14 protein-coding genes, 1 tRNA gene and 1 pseudogene are annotated in these 16312 nt (G+C 71.2%); 3 read left to right on the forward strand and 13 right to left on the reverse strand.

The features are described 5' to 3' along the window. Nucleotides 1-35 precede the first annotated feature (35 nt). The 12 genes from AC08OX_RS02460 to AC08OX_RS02515 all read right to left on the reverse strand — a co-directional run bounded on the left by AC08OX_RS02460 (nucleotide 36) and on the right by AC08OX_RS02515 (nucleotide 14216). Entirely contained in the window at nucleotides 36-1292 is a 1257-nt protein-coding gene (locus tag AC08OX_RS02460) for a serine hydroxymethyltransferase (protein ID WP_476606296.1), read from the reverse strand. A gap of 313 nt (nucleotides 1293-1605) precedes the next feature. Continuing rightward, on the reverse strand, nucleotides 1606-2256 hold the full coding sequence (locus AC08OX_RS02465) for an L-threonylcarbamoyladenylate synthase (RefSeq protein ID WP_476606297.1): 651 nt from the start codon (nucleotides 2254-2256) through the stop codon (nucleotides 1606-1608). A 34-nt stretch (nucleotides 2257-2290) separates the two neighbouring features. After that, nucleotides 2291-3307 (reverse strand): peptide chain release factor N(5)-glutamine methyltransferase, encoded by a 1017-nt coding sequence (gene prmC, locus AC08OX_RS02470; protein WP_476606298.1) that lies wholly within the window; start codon nucleotides 3305-3307, stop codon nucleotides 2291-2293. Further along, a complete protein-coding gene (gene prfA, locus AC08OX_RS02475) occupies nucleotides 3304-4377 on the reverse strand; it encodes a peptide chain release factor 1 (protein WP_476606299.1) in 1074 nt (357 codons plus the stop codon). The genes prmC and prfA overlap by 4 nt, the downstream gene beginning before the upstream one ends. 128 nt (nucleotides 4378-4505) lie before the next feature. Beyond that, nucleotides 4506-4742, reverse strand: coding sequence for a 50S ribosomal protein L31 (rpmE, locus tag AC08OX_RS02480; protein WP_476606300.1), 237 nt, complete (start codon nucleotides 4740-4742; stop codon nucleotides 4506-4508). Between the two features lie 246 nt (nucleotides 4743-4988). Beyond that, nucleotides 4989-7082 carry a transcription termination factor Rho gene (gene rho / locus AC08OX_RS02485; RefSeq protein ID WP_476606301.1) on the reverse strand — a complete coding sequence of 698 codons (2094 nt, stop codon included), beginning with the start codon at nucleotides 7080-7082 and terminating at the stop codon, nucleotides 4989-4991. A 644-nt stretch (nucleotides 7083-7726) separates the two neighbouring features. After that, the gene (locus AC08OX_RS02490; RefSeq protein WP_476606302.1) at nucleotides 7727-8860 is read right to left on the reverse strand and encodes a homoserine kinase; all 1134 of its coding nucleotides are present in this window, start codon (nucleotides 8858-8860) and stop codon (nucleotides 7727-7729) included. Further along, complete coding sequence (gene thrC / locus AC08OX_RS02495) at nucleotides 8857-9990, reverse strand: threonine synthase (protein WP_476606303.1); 1134 nt, start codon at nucleotides 9988-9990, stop codon at nucleotides 8857-8859. The genes AC08OX_RS02490 and thrC overlap by 4 nt, the downstream gene beginning before the upstream one ends. After that, a complete protein-coding gene (locus AC08OX_RS02500; RefSeq protein WP_476606304.1) occupies nucleotides 9987-11270 on the reverse strand; it encodes a homoserine dehydrogenase in 1284 nt (427 codons plus the stop codon). Before AC08OX_RS02500 ends, thrC begins: the two co-directional genes overlap by 4 nt. Next, on the reverse strand, nucleotides 11267-12670 hold the full coding sequence (lysA, locus tag AC08OX_RS02505; protein ID WP_476606305.1) for a diaminopimelate decarboxylase: 1404 nt from the start codon (nucleotides 12668-12670) through the stop codon (nucleotides 11267-11269). Before lysA ends, AC08OX_RS02500 begins: the two co-directional genes overlap by 4 nt. 88 nt (nucleotides 12671-12758) lie before the next feature. Further along, nucleotides 12759-13805, reverse strand: a complete 1047-nt coding sequence (locus AC08OX_RS02510; RefSeq protein ID WP_476606306.1) for a DALR anticodon-binding domain-containing protein — start codon at nucleotides 13803-13805, stop codon at nucleotides 12759-12761. Between the two features lie 24 nt (nucleotides 13806-13829). Further along, a complete protein-coding gene (locus AC08OX_RS02515; protein ID WP_011438104.1) occupies nucleotides 13830-14216 on the reverse strand; it encodes a response regulator transcription factor in 387 nt (128 codons plus the stop codon). Between the two features lie 73 nt (nucleotides 14217-14289). Here AC08OX_RS02515 and AC08OX_RS02520 point away from each other — a divergent pair. Both AC08OX_RS02520 and AC08OX_RS02525 read left to right on the forward strand, forming a co-directional pair. Then, nucleotides 14290-14364 (forward strand) — tRNA-Arg (locus AC08OX_RS02520). Between the two features lie 748 nt (nucleotides 14365-15112). Further along, on the forward strand, nucleotides 15113-15259 hold the full coding sequence (locus AC08OX_RS02525; RefSeq protein WP_476606307.1) for a hypothetical protein: 147 nt from the start codon (nucleotides 15113-15115) through the stop codon (nucleotides 15257-15259). Here the strand turns inward: AC08OX_RS02525 and AC08OX_RS02530 are convergent. Next, nucleotides 15251-15502, reverse strand: a pseudogene (locus AC08OX_RS02530) (recombinase family protein); the annotation flags it as partial. The gene AC08OX_RS02525 and the pseudogene AC08OX_RS02530 sit on opposite strands and share 9 nt — an antisense overlap. Here AC08OX_RS02530 and AC08OX_RS02535 point away from each other — a divergent pair. After that, nucleotides 15425-16000, forward strand: coding sequence for a hypothetical protein (locus AC08OX_RS02535; RefSeq protein ID WP_476606308.1), 576 nt, complete (start codon nucleotides 15425-15427; stop codon nucleotides 15998-16000). The pseudogene AC08OX_RS02530 and the gene AC08OX_RS02535 overlap by 78 nt on opposite strands. The last annotated feature ends 312 nt before the right edge of the window (nucleotides 16001-16312 follow it).

Genomic DNA, 16312 nt, shown 5'->3' on the forward strand with positions numbered 1-16312 from the left:
GCGGAACCGCCTGATCCCCCACCGCGGATCGACCCCTACCGCGGATAGGCCGGATGCCGGGCGACGAGCGCGGACACCGCCGCCGCGACGTCAGCGGCGGTGTCCGGCTCACGCACCGCGTGGGCGATCAGCCCCGCGATCTCCTTCATCTCCCCCTCGCCCATCCCCTGGGTGGTGACCGCCGGGGTTCCCACCCGGATGCCGGAGGAGATCGCGGGCGGCTGCGGGTCATAGGGAATGGCGTTCTTGTTCAGGGTGATGCCGGCCGCGTCGCAACGCGCCTCGGCTTCCTTGCCGCTGACCCCGAGTTCCCGCAGGTCGAGCAGGGCGAGATGGGTGTCGGTGCCACCGGCGACGGGCCGGATGCCCTCGGCGGCAAGCTCGTCGGCGAGCCGCTGCGCGTTGGCCACCACCTGGCGAGCGTACTGCGCGTAAGCAGGCGAGGCCGCCTCCCGCAACGCGACGGCCTTCGCCGCGACCGCGTGCATCAGCGGGCCACCCTGACTGAACGGGAACACGGCCTTGTCGATGCGGGAAGCCAGCTCCTCACGCGCGAGGATCATGCCCCCTCGCGGGCCGCGCAACACCTTGTGGGTGGTGAAGCTGACAACGTCGGCGTAGGGAACGGGGCTCGGGATCGCGCCCCCGGCGACCAGACCGATGAAGTGCGCCGCGTCCACCATCAGCCACGAACCGACCTCGTCGGCGATCGAGCGGAACGCGGCGAAGTCGATCAGACGTGGGTAGGCCGTCGCCCCACAGATGATCATCTTGGGCCGGTGCTGGCGGGCGAGCTCCCGCACCTGGTCGTAGTCGATCAGCTCGGTGTCCTCCCGCACGCCGTAGGCCACCACGTTGAACCACTTACCGGAGAAGCTCACCTTGCTGCCATGGGTGAGGTGACCGCCATGCGGTAACGACATCGCCAGGACCGTGTCACCGGGCGTGAGCAGCGCCGCGTACACGGCGAAGTTCGCCGACGAGCCCGAATGCGGTTGCAGGTTGGCGTGCTCCGCGCCGAAGAGCTGCTTCGCCCGGGCGATGCCGATCTCCTCGGCCCGGTCGACCACCTGGCAACCGCCGTAGTAACGCCGACCCGGATACCCTTCGGCATACTTGTTCGACAACGTCGAGCCCAGCGCCGCCAGCACCGCCGGGGACGTGAAGTTCTCGCTCGCGATGAGTTGCAGGCCGCCGCGCAGCCGGTCCAGCTCATCGAGGACCACCTCCGCGATCTGCGGATCCGTCGCGCTCAGCTGGTCGAAGTCCGGGCCCCAGAACGGGGTGCTCATGACGTTTCTAACCTCCTGCGTTAGAACGGCGACCGCGCTGGAACGGCGACCGCGCCACAACCGGCAACCGATGACCGGTGCCGCCGCGCGGGCGACCCGGTCACCCCATGCTCCTCTGGCCCGGGAACACCATCCACCCGGATCTACCCGAAGCCACCCGCTGTGACCATCGCCCCGCGACCCGGTTCAGGATCGTACGGGACTCTCCCGCCGGGACGATCAGCGGCGTCATGCCCACCCCGGCCCGGACCGTATCCCGGCCCGGACCGTCCGGACCGGCTCCGGCACGCGGAGCCGCCTGCGAGCTACGGGCTCATCGGTTCACGGGCTCCCGGATCAGCGGCAGCACCGCACGCAGCGCGGTGAGGCCAATCGCACCGCTGCGCAGTACAACGGGCACCTCCCCGGTGCAGTCGACGATGGTCGAGGGGACGGCGGCCGGGCACGGTCCCCCGTCGAGATAGACATCCGCGGCACCGCCGAGCTGGTGCAGCGCCTCGTCGATCGTCGTCGCCGGAGGCTCGCCACTGATGTTCGCGCTGGAGACGGCCATCGGCCCGGTCCGACCCAGCAGCTCGATCGCCACCGGGTGCAGCGGCATGCGCACCGCCACCGTGCCCCGGCTCTCCCCGAGATCCCAGCGCAGCGACGGGGTGTGCCGGGCCACCAGCGTCAGCCCGCCCGGCCAGAATGCGGTGATCAACTCCCGGACCTGGGGGGTCATCCGCTCGATCAGCCCGTCGAGGGTGCGCCAGGAGCCGACCAGGACCGGAACCGGCATGTTCCGGCCACGCCCCTTTGCCGCCAGCAGCGAGGCCACCGCGTCCCGATCGAAGGCGTCGGCGCCCAGCCCGTAGAGCGTGTCGGTAGGGAGCACAACCAGCCCGCCCCGGGCGACGGTGCCGACCGCCGCGTCGAGACCGCGGGCCCGCTCCCGTTCGTCAGAGCAGTCGAAACGTTCCATTGCCCGTCCTCTTCTCAAGGATCAGGGTTCGTCCTCAGGATCGGGGCTCACGGGACGCCCCGCGCCGGCCGGCGACGAACCGGTCCCGGCCGGCCAGGTCCCGATAATCCGCCACGTGCGACCAGCGACCGTCGGCGCGAAGCAGCTCGGGCGCCGACACCCCGTGGCCGTCGGCGTGTTCGATGACGAGTAGACCGCCTGGCCGCAGGAGCCGCGCAGCCACCCCGACAACCGTACGCACCACGTCGAGCCCGTCGGGCCCCCCCCACAGGGCACGGGCCGGATCATGCTCGCCCACCTCGGGCTCCACCGTGTGGCGGTCGGCGTCGGGGAGGTACGGCGGATTGCTGATGATCAGGTCGACCGTCCCGGCGAGTCGGGTGAGCGACTCGGGCAGCGCCGCGGCGATGTCGGCTGCGTGCGCCGTCACGGGAAGACCGGTGCCGGCGATGTTGCGTCGCAGCCAGACCACCGCCGCCGGGTCGACCTCCACGGCGTGCACCGTCGCGCCGGGCAGCTCCGCCGCCAGGGACAGCGCGATCGCCCCCGAGCCCGCACACAGATCGACGCACAACGGTCCCGGCCGCCGGGCCTCGGCGGACCCGGTGAGCTCTGTAAGCGCCCATTCGACGACAGACTCCGTCTCGGGCCTCGGGATGAAGACCCCGGGGCCGACGGTGAGATCGAGGTGGCGGAAGCCGGCGGCACCGGTCAGGTGCTGCAGCGGCACCCGCTGCGCGCGCCTGGCCACGAGCTCGTCCAGCCGCCGCGCTGCCGCCGCCGTGACGTCGTCGAGCAGTGCCAGCCTGCCGCGGGGCACCGCGAGCACGAAGGCAGCGAGCTGCTCGGCGTCGGCGCGGGGGCTCGCCACCCCGGCCGCACGCAACCGGTCGGTCGCCGCCGCCAACCACGCGGCCAGCGGTGTCAGGTCGGCCGCGTGGCGCACCGGGCTCAGGGGATCCGTGGAGCCCGAATGCGGGGACGCACCCCGGCCCGGCTGCTCCTGCTCCGTGCCCCGTGAGCGCCCCTGCACGGCCGGCGGGCCGGTCATGACGCCTGAGCCGCCAGCCGCGCGTCGAGGTCCGCGGCGGCCAGCGCGTCGAGGACCTCGTCGAGCTCCCCGTCGAGCACCTGGTCGAGGTTGTGTGCCTTGTAGCCGACCCGATGGTCGCTGATCCGGTTCTCGGCGAAGTTGTAGGTCCGGACCCGCTCCGACCGGTCCACCGTGCGGACCTGGCTGGCACGCGCCAGCGACGCCTCCGACTCGGCTTTCTCCCGGGCCGCCCCGAGCAGACGGGCCCGCAGGATCCGCAGCGCGGACTCCTTGTTCTGTAGCTGGCTCTTCTCGTTCTGGCAGGAGACCACCACACCGGTCGGGATATGGGTGATCCGGACCGCGGAGTCCGTGGTGTTGACACTCTGCCCACCGGGGCCGGACGAGCGGAACACGTCGATGCGCAGGTCGTTCGGGTCGATCTCGACATCAACCTCCTCGGCCTCCGGAAGCACCAGGACCCCGGCCGCCGAGGTGTGGATACGTCCGGCGGACTCGGTGACGGGCACCCGCTGGACGCGGTGCACCCCGCCCTCGAAGCGCAGCCGGCCATAGACACCGTCCCCGGGGCCCGCGGGTCCCCGGGCCTTCACCGCCACGCTGACATCACGGTAACCGCCGAGGTCGGAGGGGTTGGCGTCGAGGATCTCGGTCTTCCAGCCGCGCCGTTCGGCATAGCGCAGATACATCCGGAGCAGGTCTCCGGCGAACAGCGCCGATTCTTCGCCACCGGCGCCGGCCTTGACCTCGAGGATGGCGTCCCGGGCGTCGTCGGGGTCGATCGGGACGAGGTAGGCCCGCAGTCGGTCGTTGAGCCGGGCCAGCTCCTCGCCGAGATCATGGACCTCGTCCCGGAACGACGGGTCCAGCACCGCGAGCTCGCGGGCGGCAGCGAGGTCTCCCTCCACCCGGTCGAGCTCGCGCGCAAGATCCACGACCGGGGCGAGCTGCGCGTAGCGACGGCTCAGGGCGCGCGCCTTCGCGGGGTCGTTGTGCACCGCCGGGTCGGCGAGCTGCCCCTCGATCTCGGCGTGCTCGGCGATCAGGCCGTCGAGCGGGGACGTCATCGTGGTTCCTTCGCACGTCATGGTCCTGGAACGCGTCACGGTTCCGGGAGGGGGTCGGTGGGACGGGTATCGTCCGTCCCAGACGCGAACGGCGCCCGTCCGGAGTCCGGACGGGCGCCGCGGCCGAGCTACTTCGCGCCGCCGGCCTTCTCGCCGGGGCGCCGCCGGCCGAACCGGCGCTCGAACTTCTCGACCCGGCCGCCGACATCGAGGATCTTCTGCTTGCCGGTGTAGAACGGGTGGCACTGCGAGCAGACCTCGGCGTTGACGGCGCCGTTCTCCTTGGTGCTGCGGGTGGTGAAGGTGTTCCCGCAGGTACAGGTGACCGTCGTCTCGTGGTAGGTCGGGTGGACGTCAGGCTTCATGATCCCTCTTTCAAAGTGGCCGCCGGGTCGTCGTCCCGCGTGGACGACGTGAACCGGAGCCGGTCTGCTGCCAGTCTGCCAGAGGCCGGATGCGCCGACCGCCAGCCGGTGCAGGGATCCCCACGCTGCGCCGAAGCCCCCAACGACCCCCCAGCAAGATCGCCGAAGGCGATCGCGCGGAAACCCCGAACGGCGCCCTGGGCCAGGGACCCCCACACTGCGCCGAAGCCGCCGTGTGGGGGAAGGCTAATCCTGAGGCGGTGCGGTCTTGGCGATCTGCATCAGGAACTCGTAGTTCGTCCTGGTCTGCTTGAGCCGATCGAGCAGGAGCTCGAGGGCCTGCTGGGTCTCCCTGGTATGGAGCACGCGACGCAGCTTGTGCATGATCACGAGCTCGTCCGGGGCAAGCAGAATCTCCTCCTTGCGGGTACCGGAGGCGTCGACATCCACCGCGGGGAAGATCCGCTTGTCGGCAATCTTGCGATCGAGCTTGAGCTCGGCGTTGCCGGTTCCCTTGAACTCCTCAAAGATCACGATGTCCATCGTCGAACCGGTCTCCACCAGCGCCGTCGCAATGATCGTCAGAGACCCGCCGTTCTCGATGTTGCGGGCCGCGCCGAGGAACCGCTTCGGCGGGTAGAGCGCCGTCGAGTCGACACCACCGGACAGGATACGACCGGAGGCCGGGGCCGCCAGGTTGTAGGCACGGCCCAACCGGGTGATCGAGTCGAGCAGCACGACGACGTCGTGGCCCAACTCGACCAGGCGCTTGGCCCGCTCGATGGACAGCTCGGCGACATTGGTGTGGTCGGCCGGTGGACGGTCGAAGGTGGACGCGATGACCTCGCCCTTGACCGACCGCTGCATGTCGGTGACCTCCTCCGGCCGCTCATCGATGAGCACGACCATGAGGTGGACTTCCGGGTTATTCGTCGTGATCGCGTTCGCGATGGACTGCAGCACCATCGTCTTACCCGCCTTGGGCGGGCTGACGATCAGGGCCCGCTGCCCCTTGCCGATCGGCATCACGAGGTCGATGACCCGCGTGGTCAGCATGTGGGGCTCGGTCTCCAGCCGCAGCCGCTCCTGGGGGTAGAGCGGAGTCAGCTTGGTGAACTCCGGCCGGCCGCGTGCCTCCTCGGGCTCCATCCCGTTGATGGTGTCGAGCCGGACCAGCGCGTTGTACTTGTCCCGGCGCTGCTCGCCCTCCTGCGGGGCGCGGACGACACCGGTGATGGCGTCACCGCGGCGCAGCCCGTTGCGACGCACCTGGGCGAGGCTGACATAGACGTCGGTCGGGCCGGTCAGGTACCCGCTGGTCCGCACGAAGGCGTAGTTATCCAGAACGTCGAGAATGCCGGCGACGGGGACCAGGACGTCGTCCTCGCGCAGGACCGGCTCGTTCTCGCTCGGGCCGGCCTGCCCGCCGCGACCGCGGTTACGACCGCGTTCCCGGAAGCGGCCCCGCCGGCCACGGGCGGCGAAGTCGTCCTCGCCTTGCCCCCCTTGCCCTCCCTGCCCGGGCCGGTCGCCGCCGGAACGCTCTGCCCCGGACCGGTCACCCTGCTGGGTGCGATCCACGCGGCTGGGACGATCAGCGGACTGACGGTCCGTACCGGAGCGACGGTCCGCGCCCTGGCGGTCCGCCGTGGCACGCTCGCCGCCGGCCTCACCGCCCTGACGGTCACTCGCGCTCACCCGGCCGTTGTCGGCGGAACGATCCCGACGGTCCTCCCGACTCCGGGGACCGGCATCGGTCTGGCGGTGGGACGCGGCGGCCGGCGGAGCCGACGCGGGCGCCCCGGCCGGCTGGGCGGACACGGTCGGCTGGGCGGAAGCGGCCGATCCGGCCCGGGCGTCCACAACCGATCCGGCCCGGGTCTCCACGACCGTGTCCCCAGCCGCCGTTTCGGGCAGGGTCGGCTGCTCGGCGGCGGGGCTCGCCGCCGCCCGAGAGGCTCCACGGCGGGAACGGGTGCGGGTAGCGGTGCCGTCCGAGCCGGCAGCCTGCCGGGACACCCGCGGCGCGGGGGATGTCTCGCTCGCGGCCGGAACCGGTCCGGCGGGCGAGGCCGGCCCCGACTCCGCCGGGGGCGGCGGCGCAAGGGCCGTGGGGGCCGCGGGGGCCGAAGAAGCCGCGGGGGCCGAAGAAGTCGCTGGGGCTGCCGCGACGGGCGTCACGGCCGCGGACTCGTTGTTCTGCACGTTCTGGATCGCGGCGATGAGCTGGCCCTTGCGCAGCCGGCCCACGCCCTGGATCCCCAGGGACGAGGCCATGGCCTGCAGCTCGGGGAGCAGCATAGCGGACAGACCGGTGCCCTGCCGGCGGCGTCGGGTCACGGCCGCACCTTCTCCGGCCGGAGAAGGTGCGGCGAGAGCGGTCCGGGTGATACGGCCTGCGCGCGAGTCACCGTTCCCGGTGGGCTCAGCCGAGATGGCGTCTGCGGACGAGGTGCTCGCCGCCGGGTCACTCTCCCGGGGGGATGCAGGCGTCACGGGCGGCGCAGACTCACGTGCGCTCTGCGGCAGCACGTTGGTGGTGTCGCTCAAGGTTTTCCTTCCCTGAAGGAACTGGCTCCCGGTGAGCCGGGCGTTGCTTGTGGACCTTCTTCGCCTGCACGCATGCCGGGTGAAGGGGTATACAGCACCGAATGGGCAAGCATCGCGCCCGTGTACGGCGCCAGCGGCCGACTGCCGCGAGCGAACTCGCCGATCCCGCCTGGGAGTGCCGGTGTGGAGCCGAGGCAACGACGACGAAGCTTATACACCGGAGTCCCGAACCATGTTCCACCTGGCGAGACCAGAGCGGCACGGCGGGAGCGAGCACGCGCCACGGTGGCAGCGGGTGCAGTCACCAGACTATCCAGCGGCAGACACCTCGGCAACAACCTTGAGACGTCAGGACTTCCCGATGTGACACACAACCGCGCATCGGGAGCTCACAGCGCCAGCCGTCGCAGCGGATCCCACCGCGGGCAACGGGGTCATGGCGCTGCGGATCGACATCGGATGACGCGTGCACCGTGTCTGTCCACCGGCAGCGGGGCGACGGAGAACCCGGCACCCGCCACGTCCACCGCCGCCGCGGCCTGTTCACCACCGACGGCGAGGGCGATGACGGATGGCCCCGAACCGGACAGGGCCGCCGCGATCCCCCCGCCGCGCAGCCGACCGACGAGGTCCGCCGACGCCGGGACGCCGGGGAACCGGTAGGGCTGATGCACCAGATCCTCGGTGGCACGCAGGAGTGCCTCGGCACGTCGGGACGGCTGCCCGGCGGCCGGCTCGGCTGCCGACATCGTCAACGCCAGCAGCGCGGCCCGACCGAGGTTGCGGGCGGCGTCGGCGAACGGAACGCCGCTCGGCAGCGCCCCGCGCGACTGCTCGGTCGACTGCCGTATCGCGGGGATGAAGATCACGGGTCTCAGCTCGGCGAAGGGATCGACGCGCAGGGACCGGGCACCGTCGCCGTCCTGCCACGCAACGGTGAAGCCCCCGCTCAGCGCCGCGGCGACGTTGTCCGGGTGCCCCTCGATGGCGCTGGCGAGCCGCAGCATGCCCGCGGGCCCGAAGAAGCCGGCTCCCGACGCGGCTCTGGACACCGGATCCGGCTCGGGTGCGTCATCGGGCGCGGACACGGAGTCCGCGCCGGCCTCGAAGGCGGCGCCGGTCTCGAAGGCGGGCCCGAGGTCCGGCTGCGCGAGCGCGGCGGCGGCGGCGACCCCGGCGACGATCGCCGCGGCCGAGGATCCCAGCCCGCGGCCGTGCGGGATCCGGTTGACGCAGTGCAACGCGAGACCGGGCTGCGCCCGGCCGAGGGTGTCGAAGGTCGCCCGGATCGCCCGGACCACGAGGTGCGTCTCGTCCCGGGCGACGACGTCCGTGCCGACGACGTCAACGGTGAGACCGGATCGGGTCGTCTCGACATCGACCTCGTCGTACAGGCCCAATGCCAGGCCGAACGTGTCAAAGCCGGGGCCGAGATTCGCGCTGGTCGCCGGTACCCGGACCCGGACCCACCGCGACACGCCGTCGGCCGCGGTGACCGGCCCGGACCGGCCGACCCGCTCGGCGAAGGCCGCCGTCCCGCCTGGGCGCGGGGAGGACCGAGTGGTCACGAGCGCTGCAGCCCCAGTGCCTCGGCGGCGCCCGCGACGGTCGGGCGGATCGTTTCCGGCCGGGCCGCGCCGCTGATCGCCCAGTCGGGGTCCTTGAGCCCGTTGCCCGTGACAGTGCACACGACCTGCTCGCCGGGTTCAATCCGGCCGCCCGCCCGTGCCTTCAGCAGGCCCGCGACGCTGGCGGCGCTGGAAGGCTCCACGAAGACGCCCTCCTTGCGGGCCAGCAAGCGGTAGGCGGCGAGGATCTCCCGGTCGTTCACGGCGTCGATCAGACCACCGGAGGCCTCTCTCGCCTCGACGGCGAGATCCCACGACGCCGGGTTGCCGATGCGGATCGCCGTGGCGATCGTCTGCGGCGAGGTCACCACCTCGCCCCGCACGATGGGCGCGGCACCCGCTGCCTGGAAACCGCACATCCGCGGGTGGCCGCTGGCGATCCGGTTGTTCTCCTCGAGGTAGCCCCGCCAGTAAGCGGTGATGTTGCCGGCGTTGCCGACCGGCAGGCAGTGGACGTCCGGGGCCCGGCCGAGCGCCTCCACGATCTCGAAGGACGCCGTCTTCTGCCCCTCGAGACGGAAGGGGTTCACCGAGTTGACCAGGGTGACCGGCGAGGTGTCGGCGAGTTCGCGCGCCACCCGCAGGCAGTCGTCGAAGGAGCCGTCGAGCTGCAGCAGCCGGGCCCCGTGGACAAGCGCCTGGGCGAGCTTGCCCAGGGCAATTTTTCCGCTGGGCACCAGCACCGCGCAGGTGATGCCGGCGCGGGCCGCGTAGGCAGCGGCCGACGCCGAGGTGTTGCCGGTGGACGCGCAGATGACAGCCTGGGAACCGGCGCCGACAGCCCGGCTGATGGCCACCGTCATCCCGCGGTCCTTGAAGGACCCAGTCGGATTCGCCCCTTCGATTTTGAGATGAACCTCACATTCAGTGAGGTCGGAGAGGTGTGCCGCGGGCAGCAGGGGCGTCCCACCCTCACGCAACGTGATGACGGGCGTGTCGTGTGCGATCGGCAGACGGTCCCGGTACTCCTCGATGATTCCCTGCCACGGCCGGTGCGGCCGATCGGGCGCCGCGGACAGCACCGGCACGGCCGGCTCGTCCGCGAGCGGTGTGGATGACGTCGTGGTCACGGCTCACCTCCCTCAACCCGCATCACGCCGGACACCGCCCGGACACCGGCGAGGCCGCGGAGCTCCTCGACGGTGGCGGACAGTGCCGCGTCCGGGGCGGCATGCGTCACCAGGACGAGGCTCGCGTCGTCGCCGCGGCCGTCCTGACGAACGCTCCTGATAGACACATCGTGACGCGCGAACGCCCCAGCGACCGTCGCGAGCACGCCGGTCTTGTCGGTGACGTCGAGATTCACGTGATACCTCGTCACGGTACGGCCCATCGGCAGCACAGGCAGCGCGGCGTAGGACGATTCACCAGGGCCGCGACGGCCAGCGATACGGTTGCGCGCGACCGCGACCACATCCCCGAGCACCGCCGAGGCGGTCGGCGCCCCGCCGGCGCCCTGGCCGTAGAACATCAGCTGGCCCGCCGCCTCGGACTCGACGAACACCGCATTGAAGGCCTCCCGCACCCCGGCCAGCGGGTGGGTGCGCGGGATCATCGCCGGGTGGACCCGCACGCTGATCCCCTCGGTCTCGGCCGAGCGTTCCGCCACCGCGAGTGCCTTCACGGTGCAACCGAGCTCCCGGGCGCTGGCGATGTCGGCGGTGGTTATCTCACCGATGCCGACCCGGTAGACGTCGTCGATCGTTACCCGGGAGTGGAAGGCCAGCTGGGCCATGATGGCCGCCTTCGCGGCCGCGTCGAACCCATCGATGTCGGCGGAGGGATCGGCCTCGGCGTATCCGAGCGCCCCGGCCTCGGCGAGCGCCTCGGTGAACGACGCGCCGATCTCGTCCATCCGGGTCAGCACGAAGTTGGTCGTCCCGTTGACAATGCCGAGCACCCGGTGCACACGATCCCCGGCCATGCTCTCGCGCAGCGGGCGGATCAGCGGGATGGCCCCGGCCACGGCGGCCTCGTAGTAGAGATCGGTGCCGGCCGCGGCGGCCGCGTCGTGCAGCGTCGCGCCGTCCGAGGCCAACAGGGCCTTGTTCGCGGTGACCACCGACTTACCCCCCCGCAGGGCGGACAGCAGCCAGGAGCGGGCCGGCTCGATGCCGCCGACAAGCTCGATCACGATGTCGACGTCGTCCCGGGCGACGAGGCCCGCCGCATCCCCGGTGAACAGCGCCGGATCCGCGTCGAGGGCGCGGGCGCGGCCCGGCCTGCGCACCGCGATCCCGGCGAGCTCCAGGGGAGCCCCGACCCGGGCGGCGAGATCGGCGGCGTTGGCCTGCAACAGCCGGACGGTCTCGCTGCCGACGACCCCACAGCCGAGCAACGCGATCCTCACCACGCCACCTCCGGGGAGGCCGGGTCGGCGCCCGGCTCGACCTTCACGCCCGGATCGACGTCCAGGCGCAGCAGGTCGTCCTCGGTCTCCCGCCGGACGATGATCCGGGCCGCGCCGTCGCGCACGGCGATCACCGGTGGCCGCGCCACGTGGTTGTAGTTGCTGGCCATCGACCGGTGGTAGGCGCCGCTGGCGGGAATGGCCAGCAGGTCACCGGGCCGGACGTCGTCGGGCAGCGGCACGTCGTGGGCGACGACGTCCCCGGACTCGCAGTGCCGGCCGACGATCGTGACGACGTGCGTCGTGGCCAAACCGGTCCGGGAGACCAGCCGGGCGGTGTAGCGGGCGTCGTAGAGCGCCGTGCGGATGTTGTCGCTCATGCCGCCGTCCACGCTGACGAAGGTGCGCAGCCCGGGCAGCTCCTTGACAGTGCCGACCTCGTAGAGGGTCACCGTCGTCGATCCGACGATGGCCCGTCCCGGTTCCACCGCGAGGCGCGGGACGGTCAGGCCCGCGGCGGCGCACTCCTTGCCGACCACGGCGGTCAGCCGCTCGGCGACGTCGGTGACCTCCAGCGGGGCGTCCTCGCCGGTGTAGGCGATGCCGAGGCCACCGCCGAGGTCGAGCTCGGGCAGTTCGAGGTCGTGGGTGTCGCGGATGCGCGCGAGCAGGCCCACCAGGCGGTGCGCCGCCAGGCCGAACCCGGCCGTGTCGAAGATCTGCGAGCCGATGTGCGCGTGCAGGCCGACGAGTTCGAGGGAGCCGGCGGCCGCGAGCACGCGTTCCACCGCCTCGGCCGCCGACCCGCCGGCCAGCGAGAACCCGAACTTCTGGTCCTCCTGCCCGGTGGAGACGTAGTGATGTGTGTGCGCCTCCACGCCCGGGGTGACGCGGATCAGCACGCGCTGGCGCACGCCCGCCTCGGCTGCGACGGCTGCCAGGCGGGTGATCTCGGCGAAGGAGTCGACGACGATCCGCCCGACGCCATAGCCGACGGCCGCCCGCAGTTCCGCGACGGACTTGTTGTTGCCGTGGAAGAGCAGTCGATCCGCCGGGAAGCCGACCGAGCGGGCCACCGCAAGCTCCCCGCCCGTACAGACGTCGAGATTCAGACCCCCCTCATCCACCCAGCGAGCGATCGTGCGGCACAAAAAGGCCTTGCCCGCGTAGTAGACGTCACACTCGGCGAACGCCCGCCGCCAAGCCGCGCACCGGGCCCGGAAGTCGGCCTCGTCGAGAACGAAGGCCGGCGTGCCGAACTCGGCGGCCAGCTCGTTAACCCGGATCCCACCGATTCGCAGCACACCGTCGGCGTCCAGCCGGGCCGTGGCCGGCCACAGATTCTCCTCCAACGGCTTCTCCTCCAACGGCACCACCGCCGGGCTGTCGATCTCGCTCATCTCGCCTCTGCCTGCCTCATGCCGCCTGTTTCACGCTTTCCAACCGGCTCGTTCCCGAACCCGCCCGGACGCCCGGACCGACCGCTCGTCACATCCGCTCGGGGGCGCTGACCCCGAGCAGTCCCAGGCCGTTCGCGAACACCACCCGGGTCGCCGCCACGAGCATCAGCCGCGCGCCGGTGGCCGGACCGGGCTCGGCGTCGCCCTGCGGAAGCACCCGGCAGGAGTCGTAGAACCGGTAGTAGACCCCGGCAAGTTCCTCGAGATAGCGGGCGAGCCGATGGGGGCCACGCAGCCTCGCGGCGGACTCGATCACTCGGGGGAACTCGCCGAGCGCGCGCAGCAGCTCACCCTCCCGCGGCTGGGTCAGCAGGGCGACGTCGACCGGCTCGGTCGCGGCCGTGAGGCCCAGGGACTCGGCGTCGCGCAGCAGCGAGCTGATCCGCGCGTGGGCATACTGCACGTAGAAGACCGGGTTGTCACTGGTCTGGCGGGCCATCAGGTCCAGATCCAGATCGAGCGCCGAATCCGGCGAAGACCGGACCAGCCAGTACCGCGCCGCGCCGGCCCCGGCCGCGTCGACCAGGTCGTGCAGGGCCTGCTCGGACGCCCCGCGGTCGTAGTGGTACTCCGTGCCCACGTGGTACTCCGTGCCCACCTCGAACCCGGCCGCGGGCAGGATGCGCCCCAGGGCATCCCCGACGGCCGCCCGGCGCGCCGAGGCCAGCGTCACCGGGCCGGTCGGGTTCGCGCTGACGAACTCCAGGTTGACCCGGACACCTCGTGGCCTGACCGCCCAGCCGTACCGGTCACCGGCCGACACCACCGTGCGGGCGATCTCTCCGAGGGCGGCGTCGGCCAGCCGGAAGTTGAGGAACCCCGGGCCGGCGACGTCCACGGCGGCGAGCTCGCTGTCGGTAGCGAGCCGCCGGGCCAACGTCTCCGCGACGGCGCGCGGCGGACGACGGGCGGCCCTGGCAAGCTGGAGCGCGACCGGGGAGGCGTAGTCCCCGTGCTCGGGCGTCTTCGGCCGCTCCACCGTGACGGCGGTCGGCACAGTCACGTCCAAGTCGCCGTCCGCGACCGCGCGGCCGATGGCCGTCACGATGGCGTCAGCGAGATCGGCGGGGGTCATGACGGCGATGTTATCGGCGCCGGGTCAGACCGGCTGGCCCGCAGCCAGCCGCTGGACCACACCGATGAGTTCGTCCGGGTCGAACGGCTTGGTCAGGTAGTAGTCCACCCCGACCCGCATCCCACGCTTGACGTCGGCCTCCTGAGCCCGGGCGGTCAGCATAATCATCTTGATGGCGGCGGTGTCCGGCTCCTCCCGCAGCCGGGCGGCCACGTCCCAGCCGTTCATCCTCGGCATCATGATGTCCAATGTGATCACCTGTGGGGCGATCTCGCGCACCATCTCCAGGCAGTCCACGCCGTCTACGGCGGTATGGACCTCAAAGCCCTCCAACTCAAGGTTGACGACCACGAGCTGACGTATCACCGCGTCGTCGTCGACGACGAGGACTCGGGGGGTGGCAGGGTACACACCGGAAGCTTACGGCGACCCGGATTCCCGATCCGGCGTTCCGTCCTGGTAGCGTATGCCGCGTTGACCCGGAGCCCCCGTAGCTCAGGGGATAGAGCACCGCCCTCCGGAGGCGGGTGCGCAGGTTCGAATCCTGCCGGGGGCACCAAGTAGAAGGAGGGAAGCCGCCGCTCCCCATTGATCACTTTCGGTCCTCTCCCTTGGTCATCTCTGTGTTCCCTCTCGGTAGGCTTGGAGCCGACGATGCTACTGCCGATCTCCGCCACGGATCGCACCGTGTCGCCACATAGGGTAACTCTGCATCGAGCGGTGCGGGTGTCGCGGTTGTAGCGGATCTCCAGGCGGAGGGCCGCGAAGAGCCGGCGGCTGATCTCGTCTGGTAGGTACGCGAGGTCGATGGCACCTATGGGCAGCAGTGCGAGCAGTGCCGGGTTCGTCGCTTTCTGTGCCTGGTCGCGTAGATCGTCGAGTTCGCGTTCGAGCTTGGTTCGTTCGGCTCGAAGCTCGGCGCGGCGTTCCGCGAAGTCGTGCTTCAGGTCCGGGTCTGGGTTGTCTGGATCATCGACGAGTTCGAGGTTCCTGATCAGGCTCCGTCGGCGACGCTCGTTGGTGGCGAGGGAGCGTTCTAGTGTGGCGATGCGTCGATCACGGTCGTCGGTGTCGGGGTCGGTGCCTGTCGTCAGCGCGCTGGCGAGCAGGTCACGCCGGTACGTCCCGAAGATCCTTTCGGCGAGGAACTCGCTGAGGCCCTCAACGATTGGTTCCTCGCGGACCCACCAGCTGGATGCCGCCGGGTGGCCGGCGGGCACGTAGCCGGGTTTGGGAGCGCACACGTAGTAGCTGACGCCTTTCGACGTCTTGCCGTACATGCGCCGGCCGCACAGGTCGCAGAACAGGTGACTGCGCAGCTGGTAGAGGCGGCGTGTCTGGGGGTGGCGGTTGCGGCCACCGGCGCTGCGGGACTTGGCGTGCTGGCTGGCGATCTGCTGTGCCTCGACGAAGCCTTCGAGGGTGACGTAGGCGTCGTGGGTCGGTTGGGGTGACCAGATCCAGTCCTCGACCGGGTTGGCGCGGTTCCGGCCGCGTTTGCGGGCGCGGCGGCCCCAGACCATGTGGCCGGTGTGCTTCGGGTTGGTGATGATCTCCCGGACGTTGGAGATGGTCCACCGTCCGACGGCGCGGGCGGGGTCGACCGGTGTCGGCGGTGGGTGGGCGACGAGGTCCTGGTTGAGCCGGTCGGCGATCTGCTGGTAGCTCGCGCGTTCGCCGATGCGCCAGGCGAAGATCTGCCGGACGACGGCCCCTTGGACGGGGTCGGCGACGAGTCGGGTCTTCTTGACGCCCTTGGCACGTTTGGCGGGTACGGCGTGCGGGATCTGGATGGCGCGGTAGCCGTAGGGCGGCTTGCCGATGTTGAAGCCCTGCTCGGTGTGGACGGCGAACCCGTCCCAGGACTTCTCCAGCATCTCCAGGACGTACCACTCGGCGATGCCCTGCTTGACCCGCCGGGTCAGCACGGTGGTCGCGCTGGCCTTGCGCCGGCCCGACGTGCCGATCTGGATCGGCTCGTCGGCGGCGAGGAGGCGGACCCCGACCTTCTCCAGGTGGTGCTCGATGTAGGTGCCGTAGTAGGTGCGCCGGGCGATGCGGTCGATCGACTCGCAGATGACGTAGTCGAACCGCCGGTCGGGCCGCTCGGCTTCGGCGAGAAGATCCTGGATGCCGCCGTCGCGCGGGATCGGGATGTCGAACAGCTCGTGGGCGCTACCCCGGCCGCGGGCTGAGAGGTCCATGCGGCCGGACTCGATGTCGAAGAAATGCGCGACGATCACCGCGTCTTCCGGAATGACCGCCGAGCATCGCCGCAGTTGCCGGGGCAGGGACAGGGTCGGGTCCTGCTGGTCTTCGGTCGAGGTCCGGCCCGCGAACGCGACCCGGGCCACCAGCCGGCCCGGGTCTGCGCTCGCGGCGGCTACTCGGAGGGATTCTCCCCATCTCTGGATCTCTGCTGGGCTACCCATTCAGTCACCTCTCGTATCGCCCGGATCTGAGCGCGCTTCAGCGTTTCTCCCAGGCTTCCTGTCGCTATTTCGACG

The sequence above is a fragment of the Frankia sp. CoBUL1 genome (genome assembly GCF_978021245.1).

What these genes read in the sequence shown, in the direction of transcription:
- AC08OX_RS02465 (WP_476606297.1), bottom strand. Translation starts at nt 2,256, where the DNA reads ATGGAACGTTTCGACTGCTCTGACGAACGGGAGCGGGCCCGCGGTCTC.
- rpmE (WP_476606300.1), bottom strand. Translation starts at nt 4,742, where the DNA reads ATGAAGCCTGACGTCCACCCGACCTACCACGAGACGACGGTCACCTGT.
- prmC (WP_476606298.1), bottom strand. Translation starts at nt 3,307, where the DNA reads ATGACCGGCCCGCCGGCCGTGCAGGGGCGCTCACGGGGCACGGAGCAG.
- AC08OX_RS02510 (WP_476606306.1), bottom strand. Translation starts at nt 13,805, where the DNA reads ATGACCCCCGCCGATCTCGCTGACGCCATCGTGACGGCCATCGGCCGC.
- AC08OX_RS02460 (WP_476606296.1), bottom strand. Translation starts at nt 1,292, where the DNA reads ATGAGCACCCCGTTCTGGGGCCCGGACTTCGACCAGCTGAGCGCGACG.
- lysA (WP_476606305.1), bottom strand. Translation starts at nt 12,670, where the DNA reads ATGAGCGAGATCGACAGCCCGGCGGTGGTGCCGTTGGAGGAGAAGCCG.
- prfA (WP_476606299.1), bottom strand. Translation starts at nt 4,377, where the DNA reads ATGACGTCCCCGCTCGACGGCCTGATCGCCGAGCACGCCGAGATCGAG.